Source organism: Aggregatimonas sangjinii (assembly GCF_005943945.1).
Taxonomy (GTDB): domain Bacteria; phylum Bacteroidota; class Bacteroidia; order Flavobacteriales; family Flavobacteriaceae; genus Pelagihabitans; species Pelagihabitans sangjinii.
The window spans coordinates 2,672,123-2,697,071 of sequence record NZ_CP040710.1; the positions used below are offsets into that span (position 1 = coordinate 2,672,123).

General features: G+C 40.5%; 18 protein-coding genes. 8 read left to right on the forward strand and 10 right to left on the reverse strand.

Features of this window, described 5'->3' with window-relative positions:
- Positions 1–8: 8 nt before the first annotated feature.
- Complete coding sequence (locus tag FGM00_RS11135; protein ID WP_138852975.1) at positions 9–1,157, forward strand: acyloxyacyl hydrolase; 1,149 nt, start codon at positions 9–11, stop codon at positions 1,155–1,157.
- A gap of 409 nt (positions 1,158–1,566) precedes the next feature.
- Positions 1,567–2,547: a lipid A-modifier LpxR family protein gene (locus FGM00_RS11140; RefSeq protein ID WP_138852976.1), complete on the forward strand. Its 981-nt coding sequence runs from the start codon at positions 1,567–1,569 to the stop codon at positions 2,545–2,547.
- Between the two features lie 25 nt (positions 2,548–2,572).
- Here FGM00_RS11140 and FGM00_RS11145 read toward each other — a convergent pair whose 3' ends face one another.
- From FGM00_RS11145 to FGM00_RS11160, 4 genes are read right to left on the reverse strand one after another with little or no spacing between them, the layout of a single operon-like run.
- A complete protein-coding gene (locus FGM00_RS11145; RefSeq protein WP_138852977.1) occupies positions 2,573–3,232 on the reverse strand; it encodes a hypothetical protein in 660 nt (219 codons plus the stop codon).
- Between the two features lie 53 nt (positions 3,233–3,285).
- On the reverse strand, positions 3,286–4,521 hold the full coding sequence (locus FGM00_RS11150; protein WP_138852978.1) for a phospholipase effector Tle1 domain-containing protein: 1,236 nt from the start codon (positions 4,519–4,521) through the stop codon (positions 3,286–3,288).
- A gap of 33 nt (positions 4,522–4,554) precedes the next feature.
- Positions 4,555–5,163 (reverse strand): hypothetical protein, encoded by a 609-nt coding sequence (locus FGM00_RS11155; protein WP_138852979.1) that lies wholly within the window; start codon positions 5,161–5,163, stop codon positions 4,555–4,557.
- A gap of 9 nt (positions 5,164–5,172) precedes the next feature.
- A complete protein-coding gene (locus tag FGM00_RS11160; RefSeq protein WP_138852980.1) occupies positions 5,173–5,586 on the reverse strand; it encodes a hypothetical protein in 414 nt (137 codons plus the stop codon).
- Positions 5,587–6,808: 1,222 nt separating this feature from the next.
- Between FGM00_RS11160 and FGM00_RS11165 the strand changes: the two genes are divergently transcribed.
- The gene (locus tag FGM00_RS11165; RefSeq protein WP_138852981.1) at positions 6,809–7,282 is read left to right on the forward strand and encodes a class I SAM-dependent methyltransferase; all 474 of its coding nucleotides are present in this window, start codon (positions 6,809–6,811) and stop codon (positions 7,280–7,282) included.
- Between the two features lie 84 nt (positions 7,283–7,366).
- Here the strand turns inward: FGM00_RS11165 and FGM00_RS11170 are convergent, their stop codons facing one another.
- Positions 7,367–9,175, reverse strand: a complete 1,809-nt coding sequence (locus FGM00_RS11170; protein WP_138852982.1) for a leucine-rich repeat domain-containing protein — start codon at positions 9,173–9,175, stop codon at positions 7,367–7,369.
- A gap of 1,427 nt (positions 9,176–10,602) precedes the next feature.
- Here FGM00_RS11170 and FGM00_RS11175 point away from each other — a divergent pair.
- From FGM00_RS11175 to FGM00_RS11190, 4 genes are all read left to right on the forward strand, one after another.
- Entirely contained in the window at positions 10,603–11,787 is a 1,185-nt protein-coding gene (locus FGM00_RS11175; RefSeq protein ID WP_138852983.1) for an endonuclease/exonuclease/phosphatase family protein, read from the forward strand.
- A 340-nt stretch (positions 11,788–12,127) separates the two neighbouring features.
- Complete coding sequence (locus tag FGM00_RS11180; protein ID WP_138852984.1) at positions 12,128–13,732, forward strand: hypothetical protein; 1,605 nt, start codon at positions 12,128–12,130, stop codon at positions 13,730–13,732.
- A gap of 955 nt (positions 13,733–14,687) precedes the next feature.
- On the forward strand, positions 14,688–16,364 hold the full coding sequence (locus FGM00_RS11185; protein WP_138852985.1) for a hypothetical protein: 1,677 nt from the start codon (positions 14,688–14,690) through the stop codon (positions 16,362–16,364).
- Between the two features lie 182 nt (positions 16,365–16,546).
- Entirely contained in the window at positions 16,547–16,837 is a 291-nt protein-coding gene (locus tag FGM00_RS11190; RefSeq protein ID WP_138852986.1) for a hypothetical protein, read from the forward strand.
- Between the two features lie 1,083 nt (positions 16,838–17,920).
- Here the strand turns inward: FGM00_RS11190 and FGM00_RS11195 are convergent.
- From FGM00_RS11195 to FGM00_RS11215, 5 genes are all read right to left on the reverse strand, one after another.
- Positions 17,921–18,535, reverse strand: coding sequence for a hypothetical protein (locus FGM00_RS11195; protein ID WP_138852987.1), 615 nt, complete (start codon positions 18,533–18,535; stop codon positions 17,921–17,923).
- A gap of 331 nt (positions 18,536–18,866) precedes the next feature.
- Positions 18,867–19,544 (reverse strand): hypothetical protein, encoded by a 678-nt coding sequence (locus FGM00_RS11200; RefSeq protein WP_138852988.1) that lies wholly within the window; start codon positions 19,542–19,544, stop codon positions 18,867–18,869.
- 70 nt (positions 19,545–19,614) lie between these two features.
- Complete coding sequence (locus tag FGM00_RS11205; protein ID WP_138852989.1) at positions 19,615–20,238, reverse strand: hypothetical protein; 624 nt, start codon at positions 20,236–20,238, stop codon at positions 19,615–19,617.
- A 603-nt stretch (positions 20,239–20,841) separates the two neighbouring features.
- Positions 20,842–21,432: a hypothetical protein gene (locus FGM00_RS11210; protein WP_138852990.1), complete on the reverse strand. Its 591-nt coding sequence runs from the start codon at positions 21,430–21,432 to the stop codon at positions 20,842–20,844.
- A 166-nt stretch (positions 21,433–21,598) separates the two neighbouring features.
- On the reverse strand, positions 21,599–22,192 hold the full coding sequence (locus FGM00_RS11215) for a hypothetical protein (protein WP_138852991.1): 594 nt from the start codon (positions 22,190–22,192) through the stop codon (positions 21,599–21,601).
- A gap of 1,276 nt (positions 22,193–23,468) precedes the next feature.
- Here FGM00_RS11215 and FGM00_RS11220 point away from each other — a divergent pair.
- Positions 23,469–24,611 (forward strand): T9SS type A sorting domain-containing protein, encoded by a 1,143-nt coding sequence (locus tag FGM00_RS11220; protein WP_138852992.1) that lies wholly within the window; start codon positions 23,469–23,471, stop codon positions 24,609–24,611.
- The last annotated feature ends 338 nt before the right edge of the window (positions 24,612–24,949 follow it).

Consider the following 24,949-nt stretch of genomic DNA (forward strand, 5'->3'; position numbering starts at 1 on the left):
ACATTCATATGATTAGATTTTTTACCGTTGCCCTCCTTTTTTCTTTTTACATTACGAACGCTCAAAATATAGTCACTCAGGAAATTCCAAATAAATTCCGCTCCATTGAAGTGAAATCCAACTATGGCAGTTACCTATACACTGGAACGGCCTTAAGTGAGGCAGGATTCTTAGATGCGGGCTACGGGGCAATCAATGTAAAAATAGGGTGGCAATCGAACAATACGGAAAGTTGGGCTGGTTATTATAAGTACCCCACTTATGGAATTGGTTTGTATTCGGGATTTTTGGGGAACGCGCAGGTTTTTGGAAACCCGAGCGCCGTATACGGGTTTATGGATTTCCCAATCGGCAATCCGAACCGGCGAAATAAATTCAGTATAGAACCTGCCTTAGGTATTACCTATAATCTGCAAGAATACAATGCGGAAGAAAACCCTATAAATGATGCTTTTGGTGCTAGAGCTGCAGTTTACTTTGGATTGGATTTTGGGTTTGAATATCGCTTTACAAGAGAGTTGGATTTAACTTATGGGTTCGACTTTACCCATTTTAGTAATGGTAGCAGCTATCAACCGAATTTAGGTCTGAATCTATTTGGTATCAATCTTGGCATAAAGTACAATTACAATGCGGCTCAGCGAATGGTAGACAATGACCCTTATACCAAAAATCTGGTTCAAGCTAGATTTAAATCCCCGGAAAAAACCAAACTAACGAAGATTAACGAAAATTCAATATCGTTATATCTTGCGGGAGGCGGGAAACAAACCGATGAAGACGGTGGAACGGACAGACAATTTGGAGTTTTCTCAGGGGTTTTGGACTATGAACATCGCTTCAATGCTATACACGGAGTTACAGGCGGGTTTGACTTCTTTTATGACAATACGTTTCAAGAGTTTGATAAAGCGGCAGAGAGAACTTCCATTGGCATTCATGCTGGCTATGATTTTAATTTTTGGAAACTCGTCATTAAGGCGCAGCTTGGGACTTACCTCACAGATGATTTAGGTAAAGGTGCCTTTTTTATGCGACCCGCCATTCGCTATAATTTGAATAATACCTTCTTTGCCCAAATGGGATTGAAAACCCTTGATGGAGGAGCAGCAGATTATATTGAATTCGGTATAGGGTTTAAACCATTTAAATGGTAGCTTTTCGAATTCACAATAGCTAACAACCTAGACAATTGTATCAATAAATAATAAGGTCATCAAAATCAAGCCTATGATGCACGTGGCCAAAATCAAGGTAGCCGAAATACTAAGTATTCTTGTTTCAGTTTCAAATTGAGGGTTCTCAATTACCATAAGCTTATGAGCCACTTTTCCAAAATAAAATAGGAGTAACCATCCTAATACATATTTGGATGACGGAGTTACTTGAAATTGCCCAAAACTTTTCAAAATTTGTTCAGAGGAAAACATTATTCTAGGGACTAAATAGAATAGGAGAAGTGGACAAATGAAACAAATTAAAGCCCGTGATATTCGTTCTAAGAATCCCATTTCAAATAGTATTCGTTCCTATTAAAAATACGAATTTTCCAACGAAAAAGATTACATGAATTCAGCCAAATTACCTTGTTATCCTTTATGCTTTCTTCTTTTGCTTATCATTCGGACTAATGCACAAAATCAGCACACTTTTGATAGCGAAATTTCATTTTCCTCTGCAAATGATGCTTATGTAGTTTGGCAAAACTCTGACCGTTTTTATAGCTATGGTCTTGGCTTAAAATTGAAATTTAAAAAAGAAAAAATGCTCGGCTTGCAAAAGTATTTTCCTAAAAAAGAAGCTTACTTTTTTGAATTTGGATTACGCTTGGAAGGTTATACACCAACAAACAAAACAGTAACTCCAACTGAAATACAAGAAAATACCATTACTTTTGACCGTCCGTATGCTGGTTTGTCCTTTGCCACCTTTAAGGCCACCTATGCCTTTGAACGTTCTTTTTTAAGGGGAGGTGTACTACTTGGTGTTATGGGACCTGCATCTTTAGCAGGAGATTTTCAAGATTGGATTCACGATAAGGTTACGGACGACCCTGTTTTTGAGGAATGGCGGTTTCAAGTGCCTAATCAACTAGTAATAAATATAGACCTTAGCTATGCTCATGACTTCATACCAAAACAAAAATGGATTGATGTCTACGGAATGTTTAATACCCGATTAGGTAATCTTTATATTGATGCCACGCCAACTTTAGGATTGCGACTTGGGAAGTTCAATAAATTAGTTGAATCCGTTGGAATGGATAATAATATCTTATCAACTTCTTCTGGCATAGAACTCTTTTTGCAATCGTCAATTAGCGGATCCCTAAACATTTTTGATGGGACAGCTCAAGGAAATTTGTTGAATGGGAATTTTGAATATGCCATTGATGAATTAAATACGTTTAGTACCACTTTGACACAAAGTGTCTATTTTTCTTCCAGACGTTTCTCTATGGGAATCGAACATCACTTTACCTTCGGCAAAGTAGTCCCAGAAGAACAGCATGTTTACGCGAGAACCATTTTTAAGTATAAATTTTGATGGCGTAAAAAGAGAATGCTATCTATTATTTCAATTCGTTAGCCACAATTTTGGCAAATGCCTTTCGAACGCCTTTTCCAGTATCTGGATTGGTAATTTCGGCTGTACTTACCGACAACAATCTTTTTTCTTCTTCAAGGCCTAAATTATAAGTTACGGCCTCTAATACATAGGTAGTTTCGGTCGTATAGGTAATCTGCTCATCCATTTCTTTTGGCCCCAAACGCGGCGGTGCGGTGACATCGTCATAATAACCTCTTAAGGTTATGTATTTATTTCCGTAATATTCGTCGAAAGAACTGTATCCTCCTTCTCTTCGCATCACATCTAGCTCTTGCACATCTTTAAGGGAAGTCAAAGTCAAAATTTCAAAACCCTCTTTTCGAAACATGGCAATCACTTCTGCTATACGTTCGGCAGTTTTGTTGTCAATACGCTTTAAATCAGGAAATGCAACATGGCTAGCAACCGCATTAACACCCTTGGCTTTTAATTTACTTACTAAATCAAGTTCATACGCTTTGCGCACATCTTCAATTGGAGTTCTGGCAATGACCAACATTTTTTTATTTCTCAGCGTCTCAAAATCATCTGATTTATAGGAATTTGACAATTTCATTCCTGAGCAGCTGGATAAAATTATTACCGTTAAAACAAGTAGCAAGAATCGATAGTTAGTTTTCATTTTTTAGATTTAAATTTTTGAAAATTATGTCTAAGCTTTAATTCATAGATAGTTTAATTAACCACATCAAAACATTCTGAGCCTTCTAGATAATCATAACCTCCCTTATTATTCTTTTCAAAACACTCGCCAAAGAGTTTAATCAAGTTTATCTCATAGGCCTGTAGCGAACCTTCTAACCGATCTAAGACAGACTGATGTATCTTTAGTTTTTCTTTTTTATATCCATTTCTAGAAGCAAAGAAAACAAGTTTACGTCCTTTTTTGGGGTAAAAGAGTTTCATCATTCCACCAATCGGATCGTTAGTAATATCCATCCGATTCTCATAAACCTCAGCTGATGGAGGAAGCAATTCAAATTCTTTTAATTCCCTAATCATCCAGTTCAAAGAAACTCCGCTCATATTGGTATTCAAAGCACCACCACCAACATCGGAATGCGCTCCAAAGAACCAAACCTCATTGACGATTTCTTTAGGCTTAACTTTTTTACATTCTTGAACCAGATAATCATCAACTAATATGGATGGTGTAAATACAGAACCTCTATTATCGTTCAAAGACAAGGCTTGCGCCGCTCTATTGACGTTACAAAGCTGGTCATGATATTTAGTTTCGGCCACGTAGTAATCATCCTTATAGTCCGGCATACCTAAAGAGGCTACCGTGTCCCACAAGCCCATAAATTCAATTTTATAACTATCGTAATCAACCCGTTGTTGAGTAACTTTAAAAACAGCATTTCTTCTTTCTTGTAAGGTTTTATCCCCCTTATGCGCGTCGTATATCTTTTTTACAAATTGTAGCCTTTTGCTCTTTGGTATTTTACTAAGGTCAACAATACCGGCAGAATGAATCATTCCCGCAAGAATCCGTGCTGCATAGGCACCTCTGCTAAATCCGAATAGATAGATTTCGTCTTTCCGCTCATGGTCATAATGCTCAGCGAGGTATAAATAACCGTTGCTGACCTCCCCTCGAATACCGGAACCCGTCATCATACCAATAAAATCGGCTCCGTTACCAACACCTCTCAAATAGGCAGCACCTACATTCGGATTATTTTGCAGGGAAACCAGATTATAAAGTTTGGAAACGTTCGTATGGCTACCCTCATTATTGGTGGTGCCATCCATAAAGACGGCTAATTTTTTCGGAGCTATCTCTAAGGAAATTGGTTTGTGTACGATGGCCTTTTTACTTCCGCAAGCCGTAAACATGATTAAAATGAGCATAATTGCAGACCATTTCGAAATCCGATTTACAAACATTTTTTGAGTTAAAGACATGAATTAATGTTGGTTTATGAACGAGAAAGACAATTACTTAAACTGATCGACAATTATCTTAGTGAAGGTTTTTTCTATTTTGTCGGGTGCATCAGGGTCAGTTACATCCACTAGACAAACATTTACTAGTTGTTTGTCTTCTTCAAGCGTTAAATTATAGGTAAGTGCCTCTAGCACGTATGTTTTAGAAGTAGACACAGGGTTAACATCAGAACTACCAACATTAGGCCCAAAACTTGCTTTGTCCCTATAATCTTCAGGAATACCAGTTTGCGAAGCCATACTTCCATTTTGAGTCTCTATAGTCTGTTTTAAGGAAGTTAAAATGATTCCTGAGATACCCGCGTTTTTGAACATTTGTACGGTTTGTGCCCTTTCTTCGGGCGTATTCGCTTCTTTTAATGAAGGAAACTGTATGTGCGATTCAATAGCATCTAGCTTTTGAGCGCGTAGTTTGGAGGCAATCGCAATTTCATATGATTTTCGCACCTCCGACTCTGGTGATTCCGAAATAACAAGAATTTTTGAATTGGCCAGGGAATCAAAATTTTGTGCCTTCCAAGAGTCCATCAGCTTTGTTGAAGAACAACTCAAGAGTATAAAAAGGAGACCGATAAGAGAATACCAATTTTTACTTTTCATAGCACTATATTATAGATGTTTAAGCCGTTGATTAATTGACCAAGAAACCTTTTCCATAGTATCGTAGTACATTTCATATTGCTCATCTTTTAAAATGGATTTGACTTCTTGGTGTAGGCTTTCCATTAAGTCATTAAATTGTTCTATCAATTCAGCTTTACCTAAAGGCGGATTTTCCATGCCTAAAGCGTCCATTTTCCTTGAATACGTTTCCGTAATATTTTTATATTTCAATGCAACATCTTGAGAAAGATTCATCTCACTAACAAAATCTGAAAACCATTTGGCTATGTATTCGGATTCTTCTACGGTAAAGAGCGACTGATTTTGCTCCATACCTTCGGCTTCAGAGGCTATTTGAGCAATTGAAAAATTACATGCCAACACCACTAGAAGCAAGAATATAGATTTTATAAAATTCATTTTCAACGAAATATCCCTTGGTTCGTCGAAAAGTATAAAAACCCATCGAAGGTGGTATTAGCTTTTTAGGTCAGAGCAATATTACATTTCTATTTCTACCCCTGCTATATAACATTTTAAAAACCTATATTTACTTAGCAAAAGTTATTTTAAAATAAATTGTGTCATAAAATAGTTTACAAATCGTCTACACGAGATGTAAATTTTAGCAAGTACTCGACTCTGGTTGAGCTGAGCAAAGAGGGTTCAAACCCCAGCCAGGTCACTTTTTAACTAAAGCCTTAATTTAACGTTGAGGCTTTTTTTATGAATTTAAATGAGCGAGAAGTTTATACCGAGCGTAGTCGAGGTAAGCCCCAGCCAGGTCACTTTTTAACTAAAGCCTTAATTTAACGTTGAGGCTTTTTTTATGAATTTAAATGAGCGAGAAGTTTATACCGAGCGTAGTCGAGGTAAGCCCCAGCCAGGTCACTTTTAAAATATAGCTTCAATGTAATGTTGAGGCTTTTTTTATGAATAAAATTAAGCGAGAAGTTCATACCGAGCGGAGCCGAGGTAAGCCCCAGCCAGGTCACTTTTTAACTAAAGCCTTAATTTAACGTTGAGGCTTTTTTTATGAATTTAAATGAGCGAGAAGTTCATACCGAGCGGAGCCGAGGTAAGCCCCAGGTGGGTCACTTTTTGATTATAGCCTCAATTTAACATTGAGGTTTTTTTATCAATAAAATCGAGCGAGAAGTTTATACCGAGCGTAGCCGAGGTAAGCCAAAGCCAAGTCACTTGGAAGTGATACCAAATAGCATCAAAGTCCTACAAATCTTATCTTTTCAGACCGCGCAAGCTTGAGGCCATCAACGCTGTAAAGAATTAAAAATAGCGGGACAACCCCCAGCTAATTTCTCTTTACGCACTGTATAGGATAAGTACATGCTCGCGCTGGCGAGAACAATAGTACTATACTAATATGACGATTTCAGTCTTAAAAAATGGTCAATTCGTAAGAACAACTATCATTCATATCAAAAAAACAGGTCAACCCACTTATTACATTAAGCATTTACACATTAATGGTAAAACGTAGCTTAGTGATTTTAATTAATTGGGATAATTTTTTCGTCCCAAATAGCTTTTAACTGATTGAATTATGACCGACACTATCTTACCCCTCCTCCTAATTACTATTGTGCTGATAATTGTATACTTCTCATTCAAACAATTGTGGATGATGTTCAAAACGAATCAGGTAGTTCTCGTTTCGAGCAGTGTAAATCATGTAAAACAACCACTATTGCATGCAATCGAACATTTTAAGATAGAACCGCAAGAAATGAATTTTATAGAAGTAGGCTCAGGTTACGGTAAAATTCTGGATTTAGCTGCCAAAGAATTCGAATGGAAGTCACTTATCGCCATTGAAATCGATTTTTTAACGATTATGATTGCAAGGTTTAGCAATCTAATCAAAAGGATGCCTATAACGTTCGTTCATAAAGATATCTTTGATTATGAGATTCCGAAGGGTTCTTTAGTTTATTGCTATATGTCTACTCCTATAATAAGTCGTCTCTTCGATGAAGGCGCTTTTGAGAATTGCGTAGTACTTAGCCTTACCTTCCCCATTCAGGAAATACCGTGTTCGGCCACTTATGATGTCGAGGGTTTTCAGAAGCGGCTTTTTGTCTATGATTTCCGTTAGGTAGGCATGTAGTTCTACTCGTAAAGCCTATTGAATAATATAAAATAGTATATTTACTTTAATAGCGTCGTATTCTAAAAACTGTTAGATGTTATTGCGTCTGGTAATTTTTTTTTCAGGGGCGCTATTAGGGCTTCTACTACGATTTCTTGACTCAGGACTTCTACTGCGTTTTCTCGATATAGCATTGGCCTGATTTGAGTTGATCGGTGCTGTCATCCCTTCCAAAGATCCGGAAACTTTGGGTGGGGTCAAAATGGTATTCAGTTTTTCGATGGCGGCTCTTTTTTCGCCAATAAATTCTTTAAATTCAACCTCAAGCCGGGTATCGCCTGTTTGCGATAATTTGCCTCTCAATTCTTCTTGATGCACTGCAATATCCATAAGACCAATGGCCTCCAAATTTTCAGTTTGCTCAACTACATATAGGTTCTTATCCAAAACGTTTCGAATCTCTTTTTCGTAATCGTTAATGAGTTGTTCCCTTTGATCAATTTTCCCCATTTTGACAAGAAACTGTGCCTTTATTGCCCCTAATTTCGAAAGGTCTATCTCATAGGGCGCGACTTTGCCAGTCGTAGGGGCCACATCGGTCTTACAACATAATTTGGCCACCATTTTCACATGTTCGTCATTGACCTGATTATAGGCAAACTCAGTGTTTAGGCTATTCGAAGGAATACGGTTTCGCTCGCCGATAATTTTCAGCTTGTTCAATGCATCGTTTTCCGAGCCTTCTAAAAATACGGCGTTAATCAATCCTTGAACGATTTCGATTTCCTCACCAGCGCCATCAAGTTTGCCCAGTTCCGTTTTTATTCGGTCTTTTAAGGCCAACGCCGTGACCAACGTCACATCCGTTGCGTTGAGGATGGTTTCCTTTTCCAATGCGTTGTTCACGTACGTACTAGATAACAAATCCATGACAGGGGTATTACAATTACCGAGGGAAGCACTTATTTGAACGAGTGCGCTTTCCCTATCGATTGCAGCGGTCTCGGTGTTCAGTACCTTGTCTAAAAGTTGTTTGGCCGCCACGTGGTACACTTCGTTCGCTAACGCTCCTCTAATCGGTATTTTCGATAGGAAATCCGAAATCATTTCCGATGTCTGAATACGCTGTGGTTCCTCGACACCTATGTCAATTTGACCGTCAACCGCATTTATGGTTTCCAACTTAGTTGCGCCCTCGCCCGGATAAAGTGTATCGAGAATTACAGTAATGTTAGGATTTGACACTGTTTCCTGATAAAGAGCAACATCGTGAAAATGTTCATCCAGTAGTGTTATTGCCTCTTGATTGAGGTTATTTTCTCTTAAATCCAATGATATCAGCGAATCCAGATTGCAAAGCTGTTCTGGCAAGTCGGTCAGTGCATTGTAGGATAAATCCAAATTCTCCAATCTGCTCAACTTGTCTATGGTTTCCGGAATTTCGGCAATCTCATTATCATTTAGATTTAGGGTAACGAGCCTAGAAAGGGTATCTTCAAAAACGGGCAATTCTTTGATCTCATTAAATTCCAGATATAGCTGCTCAAGATTACCCAACGCGTTTATACCCGATGGTAGTTTAGTGAGTTTGTTCTCAGAAACAGTCAGATTCTTTAAGTTTTCTAGACTTCCTATCCATTCGGGAAGCTCATTCAAATTGTTCATTGAAATATCCAAATCCTTTAGGCCCTTCAGCGCTCCTATTCCTTCGGGCAGGACATCTAAAAGATTGCCCTTGAGGGAAAGATTTTCTAAATTTTCTATTTTCCAAATGCTAGGCAGTAGCCTTTCCAAATCCTCCGTATGCAAAGAAACATTCGGTAAAGACAAATCTAAAGAGGTTGCGTTTTGTGCTATGGCCTGATTGATTCTTTCTTCGAATACGGATAAATCGGTCATGCGTCTTTTTTATATAGAGTAACTTTAAGATGGCTTTACCCCCAAAGGCCAAATTTATTGCTACAATTTCCGATTTTGGTACAATTGCCCTGTGTACGGGAATCAAGTTTCTAACTGTAGAAACTATACCTTGCTCCTAAAGGCCTAATGGAATAAAGATTTTAGAACCTCTGATAACCCAGGCCATGCTCCGCAAATTATATTTTAGCAATCATCGAGGACCCGAACATCCTACAAACCCCGTGCGCTTGGCCATTACTACCTCATTCAATACTTGGGTATAACCACAAACCATTGCGTTATTGCATTACTCATAATGGCAGTGATGGCATCGTGCGAATTCCGCTAAAAATATACGGGCATCAATTACGGACGCCATGGTATGTTTTAACGCGAAGAGGTGTCCGTTACAGCAAACTCCATTGGTAAGCGGCTATTGAAAAAAATCGATTAGTGGCCGAAATCGCCCGGTTATTACGAATAGTGAGCATATATTTAAATGCAATGGTGAGAAAGTCTTACAAGTATATACTTTTATGACATAAACGAAATATTGGTTGGTTAGTCAAAGGGCCTCGATTGGTTGTTGTCGAGGTCCTTTTTAACTTTATCAGAGCTAAGCTTGACTGAAATATACCCCCTTAGATTGGCTTTTGGCAAGATACCATATCAAAAGATCTAAATTACTTCGCCGTTTTAACATTCCTATTCCGACCTTTCGTGCGATACCTTAGTTTTATCCCGAGGCCATTCCTTATTCTCCCCACCGTACCCAGACCCTTAGCTTTTCCCATGTCATCATTCCTGCTTATATGTGAATTTATCTGTTTCCCTAGAGTACGGAGAACCTTTAGCACACTGCCTCCTGAAAAAGATAATCTATAGTTTCAGCATTTAGGACGCTTTATGAATATTGCGCGCGTCTAAGAACCTTTGCAATAGTAATTACTACATATCATGAAGGCTAGAATTCCTGTTTTGAAATCATAATGCACCTCGCTTTTGGGTATCATTATACATTTTCAGAACATCACTATGATTTTAATCATCTCCCGGTCTCATGTGACTATTGCTGATACAACCCATACAAAGATCGACTGCTTCTTAATATGATGGGTGCCCTGCGCTTCTGACGATATCATCGCTCCGATTCTATATTCGCTAGGTTCAAACGATTTTGGGCGAAATCGCCTTACGTGCGCCCACAGCTTTAAATTTCGTGTATATACTCCTTCATGCCATACATAAACCTCGTTTTATTCCCATTACCTATATATTGTTTGGTTTTGTAGCACTTATACCAGCTACGCCCCATTTATTACTATACCTCTCTTTTCTCCAGATTCAACGCGTATCTTCAAACCGTCATCACGAAAGCATATGTTTTCGAACAATGGCGAACAGTACCTCATTTAAAACTATACCATATGAAAAAATTATTGATTTTATTAGGAGCGTTGGCCCTTACACTGTCCTGCGAAAAGGATGAACTGTATGAAGAAACGATCAGTGCCCCTAGCGAGGAGGTCTCCAGCCCGACCTCTTTGACCGGCCTTGTGAATTATAATGAAAAATTAAAAATTGTAACGGTAAACGTGGCTAGTGCTTCTACAACGGAGCTACGCAGTATACGACGACAAATCAGGCGCGCTGCTCCGAACGCCAACATCATATGTTTACAAGAGGTAAAGCACGAGAGGGCTGTATTAGAAGTTTTTAAATCAGGAAGAGATCATCGAGACGAGGGCGATATGGATTCTTTCCCATATTATGCACAGGCTAGAAATTCAACAACTGCTCGTTTTCCAGAAAAGAATTTGGGCATTATGGTTCTTTCAAAATTTCCGATTGTAAAGCAATTTAAACCGACAATTCAAACCGATCCCAGTGTACATAAGTGGACCCGCTCAGGTCTTTATACACGTATTAAAGTAAATTATAATACGAGTATTGATCTGTTTACTTTCCACAATACTATGAACAAGCACAGAAATCATTCAGAATGGGAGAGACGGGGAATGAGAAAGTTCAGAGAGTGGGTAGACCGCGTTTTGGGCAAACCATTGACTAGCGACGTCCCGAGGGTATTCTTGGCAGGGGATTTTAATTTAGGCAAAGAAAGTTGCTACCCGTTACTGGGACATCCTAACGTGTTAGAATATGCAGCTTCAGAAAATAATAAAAAGGGTGAAATAGACCAAATCGTTAATACAAAAACTTACCCGAGATTGAGGAGCCAAGGTCTTGTAAGAACGTACGGAAACTCTGACCACGATGGCGTGTGGGCAACATATGACCTTACGACAAATAGGGCGAGGGCATTACGCGATGTTGTCAGGGTTTATGAGCATTCTGGTGCTCGGGGCAGAATGGCTGCCTTTGAGGTTGGTGACTATTACTATCTACCCGAACAGCATTGGATTCGAACTTATAGACACCAACATTGGTGGAACGACCGTATTTCATCAATTAGGGTTGGTGGTTATTTAAGAGGTTATTTGTATGATGGGGCACATTACCGTGGCAGAAGGTGGTTGTTTACGGGGGGACACCGGAACGATATAAGCGGTTCTAACGATAAGATCAGTTCTATGAGAGTACGGCGTAGGTAGCAGGTCGCCATTTCTCGTAATCTACGTGGACTCTAATACAACCTCGGTGACGTATTTTCTTATAAAGGCGCACTAAAAAAATTGGCAGCATTGTCGAACCTGATGTGTGGCTTAGTGTGTGGGAAATAGTTTTAACCTTAATCTTTTAAACTTTATACCAATAATTTGACGGCACATATCTTAGTAATAAAGTACACGGAGCCACTTGTTGAAGCATCGTTATAGTATAGCATCTATTATAACCGAGGGTGTTCGTGTGTTCTCGCACACTTTCGAGAACCGCATGTAGATAAATTAATTGTGATAGTAAAATTTTAAGGCAATCTAGAAATTAGCACGTATGGAACAAACAACGTTAGAAACGGCCATGGCCGAGCTCACCGAACTTCGAGCAATCACGGGAAGATTAAACCTTAGACTGAATGAGTTGAGGACTAGAAACTCAACTCGGGACGACCTCGAGCTTATTACAGCTGAAAATAGGCTTTTAAATTTGGCTGAAAGAGCTAATATTCAAAGAAATATAAATCGTGGGAATCAAGATAACACCGAAGGCCAGGACCTGAACCAAATCGATAGATTAGGAACCATAATAAGAGTGGAACGAGAGTTTGTAATGCGCTTGACCCTTACTGTAAATCAGCTTGAATTAACCGCAAGAATCATAGATGAAGCAGAACAACGATTATCGGATAATGATACCACCCTCGACGAAAATCCCAGGGCGATTAATGAGGCCATCGCCTCGATAATGGCTAACGACGTTCCTCCTGAAATAAATAATGAGCCAAATTATTTAGGTGCTATCCCCGTAGAAGGTATGGCTTTAATGGAGGAATTTTCCGTGCAATCCGGGGAATCAAATATCACCGATCATACTCCTCTTGAAGCATCAGACCGCGCCTTTATCCAAGATACCAATCGTCTTGCTGAAGTTCAAACAAGGGTAAACGAATTAAACCATCGACTTCTCAATTTAAGAGCTACAAATGCAGTTCGGCCGAACTTTATTGCCGCTGAAAACAGACTTTTAAACAATATCGAACGGACAAATATTGAAAGAACTATTCTAAGGACTCAAAATACGGGGGGAGTTTTAGCCGATGACACACACGAGAGGTTAAGAACCCGGATATTGGTGGAAGAAGCACTTGAAAGCCGTTTGACATTTACCGCCAATCTATTGGAAACGACCACACGAATCATAGACCGTGCAGAACAAATCCTGTTGGATAATAACGCTACTACCCTTGCCGAACGCCCTAGAGCATTAAACGAGGCCATTGTTGAACTCAGGGCAAATGATTTTACACCTGGTCTAAACAATGCGCAGGACCATTTGGGCGCTAGAAACCCAGGAACCATGGCCTTTCAGGACCAAATCAGCATGATGTCGGGGGAATCAGATAGCACCATTTTAGACATTATTGAAGAGATAAGCTCAAGATTACCCGTTAATGCCGCAATCGCTGGAAATACTGCCAATAAAAATTCAGAACGCATCAATACCATAGAAACCAATACTCCCAGACCCTTGGGAGGACTTACCAACTCAGAACTGCAAGAAATTATCGATAGGCCTGGGGGAAGCAATTTTACCGTAGAGCAACAATTCGCGTTTGCCGAGCTGGAATTGCGACAAGGATTAGGGCCCTTGCCTCAAGGTACTGCCGTAATCCCTGAAAATCCTACCGGTATAAATTTGGAAAATGATGGCGTGGAAATACCAAATGAAAATAGGGCAGGTCAAGCACTAGATTTGTCCGCATTTACAAGGCCTACCAATCCTATCAATCCTAGCAATCCTAGCGTTGAGGCAGGGCCCTCAGGGATACGGGAGCGAGAAAACCGTGGAACTCCGAATGCCATACAAAATGAAAATAGGTCTTCGCCCGAACTAAAACAAGTACGTAAAGGGAAGAATTCGATTTATAAAAAAAAATAGAGCAGCATCTTGAGGGCCATCAGGTCGGCCCACCGGGCATGAAAGCAGATTCGATTGATAGTGCTTGGCAAGAATCGGAGTTTTTGATCGCTAAAGTCGTGTTAAGAACATAACCTTGGAGCAAATAAGGAGAGAGAAATCGATGCCAGCTGAAATAATGCTGAAAAACTATAATCGATACACCTATTCGAAAGCTGTTCACTTGTGGGTTTTATCAACTTGGGCAATCGCTTCGGCCACCATGTACCCTATTGGATAAAGGCTTCCCATAAAGGAATGGCCAAAATATTCGAATGATCCGCCCAGAGCTATTTCAATTGATATCGAAATATTGTTGAATAGATAAGATATACAATATGAATTGATCGGTTTTGCACCAAACGCTCCGTTCAAAAGTCTTGAAAGGAGTGCGCTGCTATGGTAAGCGGCATTTTTGCAGTTCACCTCCGCTTTCAAAAGTTAAGCGCTCACTACCCGACTGCCTATATGTACATTAGGTCGAGTTGGCCGTTGACTCATTTTCCGGCTACCCCCGACAGCCCCGCAATCGAATAAAATTGAATCATTCAGAAAAGCGTTTGGGGGTATTCGGTAGTTTTGATTACTAGGATATTGAACAAACTATTGTACATATTATCGAAGGCATTTTAAAAAACATGACTATTCGAACGAAAAGAATGCTTGAATCGATAATAGGTACATGCGATAACATTATTGAACGAACCCGTAACAAGTATAAAAAACATAGACTATGAATGTATCGGAAAGAGATATCCAGCAAGGAATCATCAAGGCCAAAAAAGAAAACCAAGAACTACGGAATATACTTCACAAATTACCCCCAGAGTTTTCTCGTTTATATATGGTTCAAGGTCCAAGCTTTAATAATGCAAACATAACAGCATGGAATAACGTTTATAGGCAGGCTGGCGCTCGGGAGTCAAACCCTAGTAGGATGAGCAGTATTTTTGAGCTAGCCACAACACAAATGGACAACGCTCAATTAAAAATGTTTTTCCAACAACCTTCTGTAGAAAAAGCACTTGAAACCCTGATACTTTCTGAATCTATGCAACCACAACTTAGCAATACTATCCAAACCCCAACAATTAGACCCACAGAGGTATCTACCAACTCAGAACGGCAAGAGATAATTAAGGATCCTGAGGTAATCGATCTGACCACAGACCAAAAAGCTGCAATTACAGAAGAGCAATCATGGCAAGAGATAGCGCCTTTACCTGAAGATGCCATTAATAATAGTGCTATTAATGTAAATGCAGAACGTAACAATGCTTTAGAAACCCTTACTCTCAGACCCTTGGGAGGACTTACCAACTCAGAACTGCAAGAAATTATCGATAGGCCTGGGGGAAGCATGTTGACCGAAGAGCAACAGTTAGCGATTACCGAGCAGGAATTGCGACAAGGATTAGGGCCTTTACCTGAAGGAACGGCTGCAACCATTGAAAATACTACCCTCGAAAATTTGGAAAATGAGGGCGTGGGAGATGAAATGACCGCAAATCAACAAGCGGCAACAATAGAGGAACAATTACCGCAAGAGATAGCACCTATATTGAAAGAAGATTATGTAATTGATCCCATTGGTGAACAAGCGATACTCGGTTTTGGTGATGCCGAATTCGAGCGGGACTATTACACGACGGAACAGTACGAAGATGCGATAGAGAGTCTTAAACCTCAGGAAACTGTTCTAGAAAATGATTTCAATAATCTCCCTGAAGAAACACAGCGGCTAGCCACTTTATACCTTGACCAGAATGAGCGGAATACTTTCACCGATGTGGCGCGCACTTTTAGGCAGTCGGAAATTCCCGATAGTCTTTCGGAAGAAGCCAGAAAAGATGCCGTATTCCATAAGGCTAAGGCGTATGCCAGAAGAATTCACACTTTAAAAAAGTCTATGATCGTACCCGAAACCCTGACTAAACTTTCAACACAAGCTGTAGAAAACATTAATGCAACAGCGGAAACTATTGAGAGCACATCGGCACGAATTATCGATTATTTAAAAGAGGGAGCCAAGAGAAATTCGGAAAATTTTCATCCAGATTATCAAAAAAATGTCACACAACCGATGGACAAGTTGACCCTTAAGTCTTTGAGATTAAAATTGAGCGAACCATCCGAAAAATTTTCAATTTATGACGTGAATACATTGACGAAAGTAGGGAAAAGCCTTAATGAAATCCATAGATCGCAGAACAATTCCGACCCCTTGGATACCACAATACAACAACCCGCAGGAGCGCTCAACAATAACGTACAGCCAAGTGCGATTGCAGACCCCGATACCCAAATACAGCAGCCCCAAGGACCGCTCAACAATACCGTACAACCAAATGAGGTAGCAAATACCGATGTACAGCAATTACAGCGGAGCGAACCGATAACCAATACCGTACAGCCCGATGCAACAGCAAATGCTCCCACCAATGAACAGAGAACGGAAAATTCAACCCTCGACGGATTAAAAAGGCCGATTAACCAGGAACATCATGTGGCCGCACGAACCGCAGCCCCCAACCCTGGAGGTTCGGCTCGTAAGGAGAGTAAAAGGTCAAGAGCGAGTAATTCAAATACGCCAAACAAGCGAAAACGTCCATAATCCGTGTCGGTAGCGTTCGCTGCATTTTAGGAGCTAATTACTATAGCGCGGCTAAAACGCATGCCGCAAAATACTAATGCCAACGACCGTTGCGACCGCCATGTTTTTAAAAGCTTTTAGCGATATAAACTTGGCAACAAGCATATACGCCATTATACATTTTAATATTTAATTTTTACATTATGAACGAAGAAACAAAAAATCAAAACGAAGTACCGGATTACAAACTGAACAATGATAAGATACTACCCAATCCAGTTCCGCTTTCGGCTTCGGAGAAAGCGATGATAATCGAAAAGCACGAAGCCGTTCGCCAACAAGAAATCGGTAAATCGAAAAATACGATCGATATGTTGGCCGATCTTTCCGCTCCGTCCAAGGCAGTTCAACCACGCAACAAGGTCGTGACCCGAAAACCGGGACTTCCGCCAAAAAGTCCGCATTCAAAACGAAGCAAACCTCGATTTAGCTGATACCATGCCACAGCGGCACTACTAATGTTGGCTTAAGATCATAGGTATTCAAAACATTTAAAGAGCTGATAAAGAGCGAGCTATCATCATCAATGATATGCTCGTTTTTTTTGATTAAAATATGTTTATATGTGTACCACTCATATTCGCTTGGTAAAACAAGTCTTAAGGCCCCTTTCTACACTTTTCAATAATAATAATAATAGGGATTCAAACAATTAAGATACTGGTTTCCGTCTGCATGGCTAGATGGTAGCGGACCCTTCTAAAAGCTAAGTGGTTTACGATTAGCCAAGACAAGCTTTTTGGGTGGAAATTTGGGTGACGGGTGCTTTACGTCTTAGGCCCCATTACCAACCGTCTTAAAATGACTTATCACCAAATTTTAAGAACTTGGCCGAACCCGGTTTTTCGTGATTAGAAGAGATGGTATGGCCACGAATTTAAGATAACTAGCACTATTTCTTAAGCATACATCCGTTTTCTGGCGAATTGTAACGCGCTAGCAGCGCGATTGCTATTTCGAATCGCAGGAGACCACAATATTAAAGAAGGGCAGGCTTGGCAATATGTGCTCTTCAAATTCAAGCTCCTTTCCTACATACATGTCTAAAACTCCACGAGCGCAAGAGATTTTGAAATCGCCTGCACTAAGTTGGGATAAATAAGGCATAGCGCCAAAAACTGGTATAGCCCTAAACTTATACTAACTACTTCCGACTTACTTTTTGGGCGCTAGTAGATAAAAACGAAGATGAACTAAAATGCAGGGAGCGGACAAGGCTACGTGGTTGCGAAACCAAGAAAGCTACTCGGGCAAATTCAATCTACTTTCGAAGGCTCTATCTTGAATTTAAGCGACAAATCTTCCTTACATCCCGGTACTAATTTCCATTGTAAATAGAAGATTCGTCATACAGCGAATGGTGGCTAGACCATAGTGCAAATCAATGTTCACATATGGCTAAGTATATCATCGGTCTGAAAAAATCCGCTACCGGCGAAGTGTCCTTTCAAAGTTAAGGGTGACATATAGCCTAAAACCTACACAATATTTCAGGTGATCGCAAAAGTTAATATCTTCTATAAGCCTCTTTGTAGTGATTTAGCACTAGCAGACAGTGGCAGCTTGTCGTTAGAATGATCATGATTGCTGTGGTCAGAAGAAGTACGGGAACTATTTAGCGCCGTGCTAAATGATGCGACCGAACGGGATATTGACAAATTTGATCGTTCGCTAGCATTGGAAGCACTTGTACTGGAGGTATGTATACTTCTTGGATATGCAGGACTCCTATCCGGAGTCGACACATCAAAAGTTTTTAATAATCCGATAAAAGAACGTAAGTAGGGTATCCAACTTGGTGAATCTCCCTCTCTTGGTGGCATTCCCACCATGGGCTGCGCATCCGAATCGCTTGAAAGTGACGAATTTCTCCTATTTTCGTTCTGCTCCGGCGTACCCGGCGCGCTCACACTATTAAAACTGCCCGCTACAGAAAAGTCGAAATCCAATACATTGTTTTGATGGTAATGCCCGAGATGTGCATCCGCATATACTATTTCAAGACCTGACCGCTCGGAAGGTGTATTCAAGCTTGATAGAGAGGCATTATTGGCATGCAGCAGATGGCCAGCGTTGCCTAAATCGGTAGCAGAATCCACCCTATTAGGCACATCTGTTGTTCTTGGGTTCATAGCAATTGACAACGATTCAATTGCACTTGAACCGCGATTTTTTCGCAAAACGACTTTTAATTTCTTCCAAAGACGATTTAAAAGTCCCTTTTTGTTGGAACTGCTTTCCCTATGTTGTTCGTTTTTACTCATCATACTCGATTAATGTTGGCGGCTCCGTTAGCATATACAGGTCGATGACCATAAATTTAAAACCACCTGGAAGGTTATCTTACGATATGATTTATGTCCTATTTTTGATATACATCCTTAAAACTTAAACACATCTTATTGCCTGCTCGCAAGGTAATCGGAGTACACCATAAATCGACGAAGAAAAATCTATCTGTTTTTAAAGATTTGGACCGCTTCTCTTTGGTTTACTTCCTGCCTCTTTCGGCCTGTTCTTAGACCTGAGATTATAGGAAGAAGAAGTATTCGCAGAAGGATTTGATCTTAGATTATACCGGGTGGGAGTTCTTGATGGCCCTAGATTATCAGAGAGATTACTCGCTTGGGTCATCGCTGTTAAATCAATAGGTGCTGACGTTTCCAATTTCATAGTTGACAGTGTCTCTGCCGCATATATAGCGCGTACATTTTCTCTAAAGCTATTTAACAATTCCTGATCTTGGCGAGCTACCAAGGCGATGTTAGGGTCCGCAAACGGGTTTGCTACCATGTTATCCGGAGATTGTCGGTTTACCGGATTTGTATTACCTTGTGAGAGCGCGACGGCTTCCGGTATAGCTTTATTGTCAAAAAACAATTTATAACGTTCATTTAAGAATATTTCCTTTGCGAGATCAACCAACTCTTTTGACGTTTCACTTTCCGCCCCACTAGTAGAATGCTGAACATTTTTTACGTCATTAATAATCTGACGTACCGCTTTGCATTTTTCATTCTCTAAGAAGGGTAATGCGACGGTAAAGGCACCTCTAATTGCTGGGGGCATTACTTTTAATTTATTAAGGAACTGTAGATTCTCATCTTTTAATCGCTCGATTTCAACCCTGTTTATTTGCATTGTTTAAATTTTAAATTGTTCATTTAGCCCCTTAATTCTGGGCTGTCTTGGTGCTACTGATAGATGTTCATTAGGTCTTGTCGACCGTGTTCGTATTATCTTTGGGAACAGTTTGTCGATCTTCGTCAACGTCTGCGCCTCGATTTCGCCTCCCCGCGGTAACCGACGAACGCAATCCGGCCACTTTAATTATTCGTAAGGTTGATTGCATCCTATCCAATAGAATCCGTCGATTCCCATCGTCAGTCTCGGCGGTTATCGAATTATGTGTGGTCGCCCTCTCGCCGTCAGTACCCTCCGGGTTACCAACCTCCTTATCTTTATCGGTTATTCTTGGATCATTTTGCGCTTGGGCATGGTTTTTCCGTGCGTATTCAATTGCATTTTTAAGTAGTTGTGCTTGCTCAGGATTGGTATCGAAACCGTATTGAATATGAAAATCATTTTCTGAATGCACCATATCCTCAACTTTTATTACCGCGGTATCCTTTTGCTTTAGAGAGTTGTTCCTCTTTTGTTTGAATGCCGGGTAACGTCCCTTTTTCATCTTTATCTTCTGTATTTGGCCAGTCTCGGATAGTGCTGGCTTCCTACTAGTGCCAGCTATATCATAGTCGACGGCCGAAAATGGCGTCTCGATCGGTGCTATCGACCTTTCCCTTCCGCTGCAAATAAGGCGTACTACAGCAAGCATTCTATTTAAAATATTTCTAAAGCGATTCATTTTTTGCTGCACTGTTTTATCCCCTTTATTTACCATAGCATCAAGCTCTTCTTATAGCAATCTATTCAAGTGACTTTGATTGCTGCCGTTTCTCAACATTTACACAAATTATTGTTTTTGGCAGCAGTGGTTATTGGCGGTATGCATTATGTACAAGTACGCTTAAGAGCCTTTTCCCCCCAAAGGCGATTCTGTTAAATTTTCCTCCCGCTGTCGGTCGATAGATGGTTTGCCTGAATCAAATTCATTTACAGAGGCGCAATGGTACCCGCATCCGATGTGTCGAATGGTATCATAAATTTCTAACCTTGAAAAGTCCCGTATCGGGCCTAGGCTCGGTATTTTACCACACCGTCTTGCCATTATAATTTACGGGACGACCTGCTTTTTAAAACCCTACCGAATGTCTACGGCATTCTTTTTCAGGTACGGAATATGACCTATATAATGGCACCTTTTGTGGGGGCGTATTTTCATTTCGCGACAAAGCGGTTTAGAACCGGTCTAACTTCAAGCGCTTGTAATCTTTGACCTACCATCGATAGCTTTTTAGAAAATAGGGGATCAATAGACTTAAAGTTTATTTCCCCTATGCTTCGGTGTAGCGCTACAGCCCTCATCGGAAGAAGAACGGCTATTTTCATCGAATGGCCTAGAGGGAAGAGGCCGAAGTGCCATTTGGGCCAGGTGCGTATCAATCGGAACAGTATTCCTTTCTATAACCTGGCGCACCGAATTGGGACTTTGAGTCGTATCATCGATACTTACACCCTGCCTGGGTGCTGTAGAAATGAAATCTACGGGCACATTGTCTCGATGCAAAGCGCGGTGAAGATCAAATTGCTCGTTCCGCCGTTGAACCGTATGGGGTTCAAGTTGTTCTTCCAAGGTATTGATCTTTTTAATACTGGCCTTGACCCTGTCACTCGTAATTGCTTTTAATATCCTGTTATTCGGGGTTTTTAGCAATTTTTCTTTTTCTTTATCGATTAAGGAGCGTAGCACTTTAGAACTATCAGTCTCCGGCACTTCGCTATTCAAAAACTCGGCCGTGGGCCGTGGGAGTGTTTCGAACCAAGTGCTGCGCAACTGCCCCTGAAGATTTGACGTTGACGGTCTATTTGGCCGTATTTCTTGAATTTCTTCTCTAGTATCGTTTTCCATTTTTTTTCTGTTTACTACTTAAAAAACTTGTCCTAAAGCCGTTCAAACTGCATGGAAAATCTTTCTTTGTAAACTTGTGAAATTGCTCCCGCTTGTTTTAAACGCCTGTTTTTGATTCCAACTACAATATTTAATTGTTCATATCTCTTATATCCGCATAAAAGCCTCAAAGTCTATTTCCCCTCCGCTTCGGTGTAGTACTGCAGCCCTCATCAGAAGAGGAACTTCTGTTATGATTTAATGACTTGGAGGTACTAGGCCGAGTCGCCAGTTCGGCCAGGCGCCCTTCAATCGAAATGGTATTTATATCTATAGGACGCTGCTCTGGGTCGGTACGTTGCCCCCTATTATCGATTTTCGAGCTTACTTGCGGTGCTGCCGCTATTTTATCGAAATTAGACTGATTTTGATCCACCTCACAAAAAAATTCGAATTGTTGTCTTCTACGGTCAAGTGTCGACCTTCTAAGCTCCTTCTCCAAATTAGCTATCAAAAAGCGTATTACTTTTCGCCTGTACGGTATGATGGCATTCAAAATTCTGTGTTTTCGGGTATTTCGCAATGCCCTTGTCAATCCGGCAATCTGCGTAGTGAGCGTTTTAACTTCTGGGGCCTCCGGTATTCGCCTGTTCAAGAACTCGGCGGTGTACCTTGGAAACAATTCAAAAAAATCGGCGAAATCCTCGCTTTGTACGCTCGACATTGACGGTCTGCGTGGCTGTATTTCTTGGCTTTCCTGATTTCCAATTTCGTTCTCCATTTTTTCTATTTAATGTTCTTAAAAAGCCTGTCTTAAAACCGTTCAAACTTTTTTTGGACATCTTCAACTTCTCTCTAAACCTATATGACATTACCGCTGCTATTTTTGAAAGTCGATATTCGGCTTTGGCCCCGGTATTTTCTAATAGCTGAATCTTCTTGTATGTGCGTAAAAGATTCAAAGTGTATTTCCCCTCGTATTAGAACTACGAGTCACACTAGAAGAGTTAATGCTACTATGGTTGAACCCTGTAAGGCGAAGGCTACTTGCCATTACGGCCAAGCGCTCAATAGAAAGGGTATCATCAATTCCTAGCCCTACCTGAGGCGCTGTTGATATTTCAGGTAATCCGTTATTGTCGTCCTGAATGAAAGAACGAAGAAAAGCACGTTGTCTTCTTATACGAGCAAGAGCACATCTTTCAAGTAGCTTCTCTATGTTATCTATCGATTTGAAGATTAATTTTTGCCTGATGGGTATAATTACGTTCCGAATTCTGTTTAGTCGGGTTTTCAATAAATTTTCTCTTTGTAAAGCGAGCCGCGCCGACAATCTCTTAAATCTAGGAGTCTCTTTCGGTATTGCGCTATTCAGATACTCGGCCAAGTGCCTTGGGAGCGATTGAAACCAAGCGACGTAAGGATTGATCGGGGTGTTTACCGTTGTGGCTCTACTTGGCCGTATTTCTTGACTTTCTTGATTTGTGTTATCGTTCATTTTATATGAAATTTACAGATAAAACTGTTTTTACTACTATATTGACGGTTCTCAACAGTCGTCAGGTTCGTTACTTCGTGGCCAACCAGAATTAGACAGGCTTATCTCTGCGTCTTTTGTTATTAAAGCCGCTAGGCTACTGGCGAAGCGCCCTAAATCATTCAACGTTTTTACCGATATTTAGCACCCTCGGCAGCATAACGTCAAAATATGTCGTATTTATAGATGTTCCCTTCCTGCTCTACACAAACGATTTTGGAACCACAGGGGTCTAACAACCCTCACAGAAACACCATTTTTCAATACATTGCTGAATGTCTTTTGCTCGAATTCTTGGTCTTGACTTATAAACGTGGAACAAGTCTACGTACTATAGTGTTCTGAAGCCTATTTTTCCCCCAAATTCATTTTAAAATAGGTATTCATAAATAGTAGTGCTACCCCGATCATACGTATTATGTTGACCCTCGAATCGCGGAACGTTTGATATCTTCTGTACCGAAACAAAATAAATGGTAAAGGAAGTATACGTTATTCCCGATAGGTGAGTTATAGCTATATGAGAATCGTATCCTTTATTTGCATTGCCTTTATTCACGCACTTACCTATTGCCAGCCGGGCGGTGAGAATGAGATAATCACCGAAATAAATCCACAGCCTGGCCATAGCACATTCGCTGCTGAGGACATGCTGCAAATTCTAGGTCGTAACTGGTCTGAATTCCCCGATCGAAGCGATAAAGACCTATGTCATCCGGAAGGGACGCATTTTTCAAAGGTCTACGACGGTTTTCTGGAAAAAAACGTGTGGCAGCTCAACGCTCATGTTACCGAGGATATAGATAGTTGCCGTGAAGATCGCCACTACAAACAGCGGGTCGAGATTTCGGCTGAAAACAACGAGGATGTAAAAGGCCGTATGAACGATGTGATGCGCTATGAATTTAAAATTAAATTTGACAAGGATTTTATGGACAGTACCGGTTTCGGTACGTTCTTTCAGATAAAGAATGTAGATGAAACGGGTTGTGCTTGTGGTATTCCCGAACTGACCTTAAATATGGTCGACGGGGCCATTTATTTTGACGGCGCGCTTATGCGACGTATTACACCTGAAGTTCCTAAGACGAGGTATAGGAACACCAATACGAATATTCTTGGCAAATGGCTTCAAGTTAGAATAGAGGTGGCCTTCGCGAAATTTCCCGACGCATATCTTGAATTGAGTATTACCCATGCCGAATCGGAGGACCAAGAGCCCATTTTCGGCCCCTTTTTGTATACCGGTACGAGTTCATGGAAAGACTCCCAAACGTACAAACGTATAAAATTCGGAATTTATCGCCGTATACGTAATGGTTCGGGCCTCGATGCCGAAGGGAACGTACTGCCCGTAAAAGAAGGATTACGTGATGAGTATGTACAATACGGCGATATGGTGGTTACCAAGAACCCCAAACCCGAAATTTCGGCCCTTGAAGATGTCGTACCCGAAACTACGAATGCATTCAGGGTGTTTCCCAACCCTGCGAAAGATTTTATTCAAGTTTCCGGTTCAAATAATGATGTAACCGTTTACGACAATAGTGGCAAGCGTATTTTACGCACTATGCACTCGGAGATAGATGTACAAAACTGGCCTTCCGGAATGTATTTGATACAAAATTCCCAAAATGAACTTATCAGACTGGTAAAGTATTGATAGGTGTACAAGCCACCTTTGCTGCCCCTCGCCATCTATTTTCTGCACCAAGGTTATATACCAGCAACTTTTGTGTACCCTCCTTATCTTTGGTGAATTATCGCTCTATACGTCACCGTTTTATAGAGAGGTTCTATACAAAATGGTCTCGAAGGGTACCGAGCTTCTGTTGACCGAATCTAGACAGCCTACCACAAAAGGTATAAATCATATTTGGTAGTATAAGCCCAGGAGGGTGCAATTCCTGAAATTGCGCTGAAAATAATTATCTGTAAGCCCGCATTACTGTAAATTCAAAGCAGCATCTACCTGCAAAGACAATTCAAATAATAGAATCA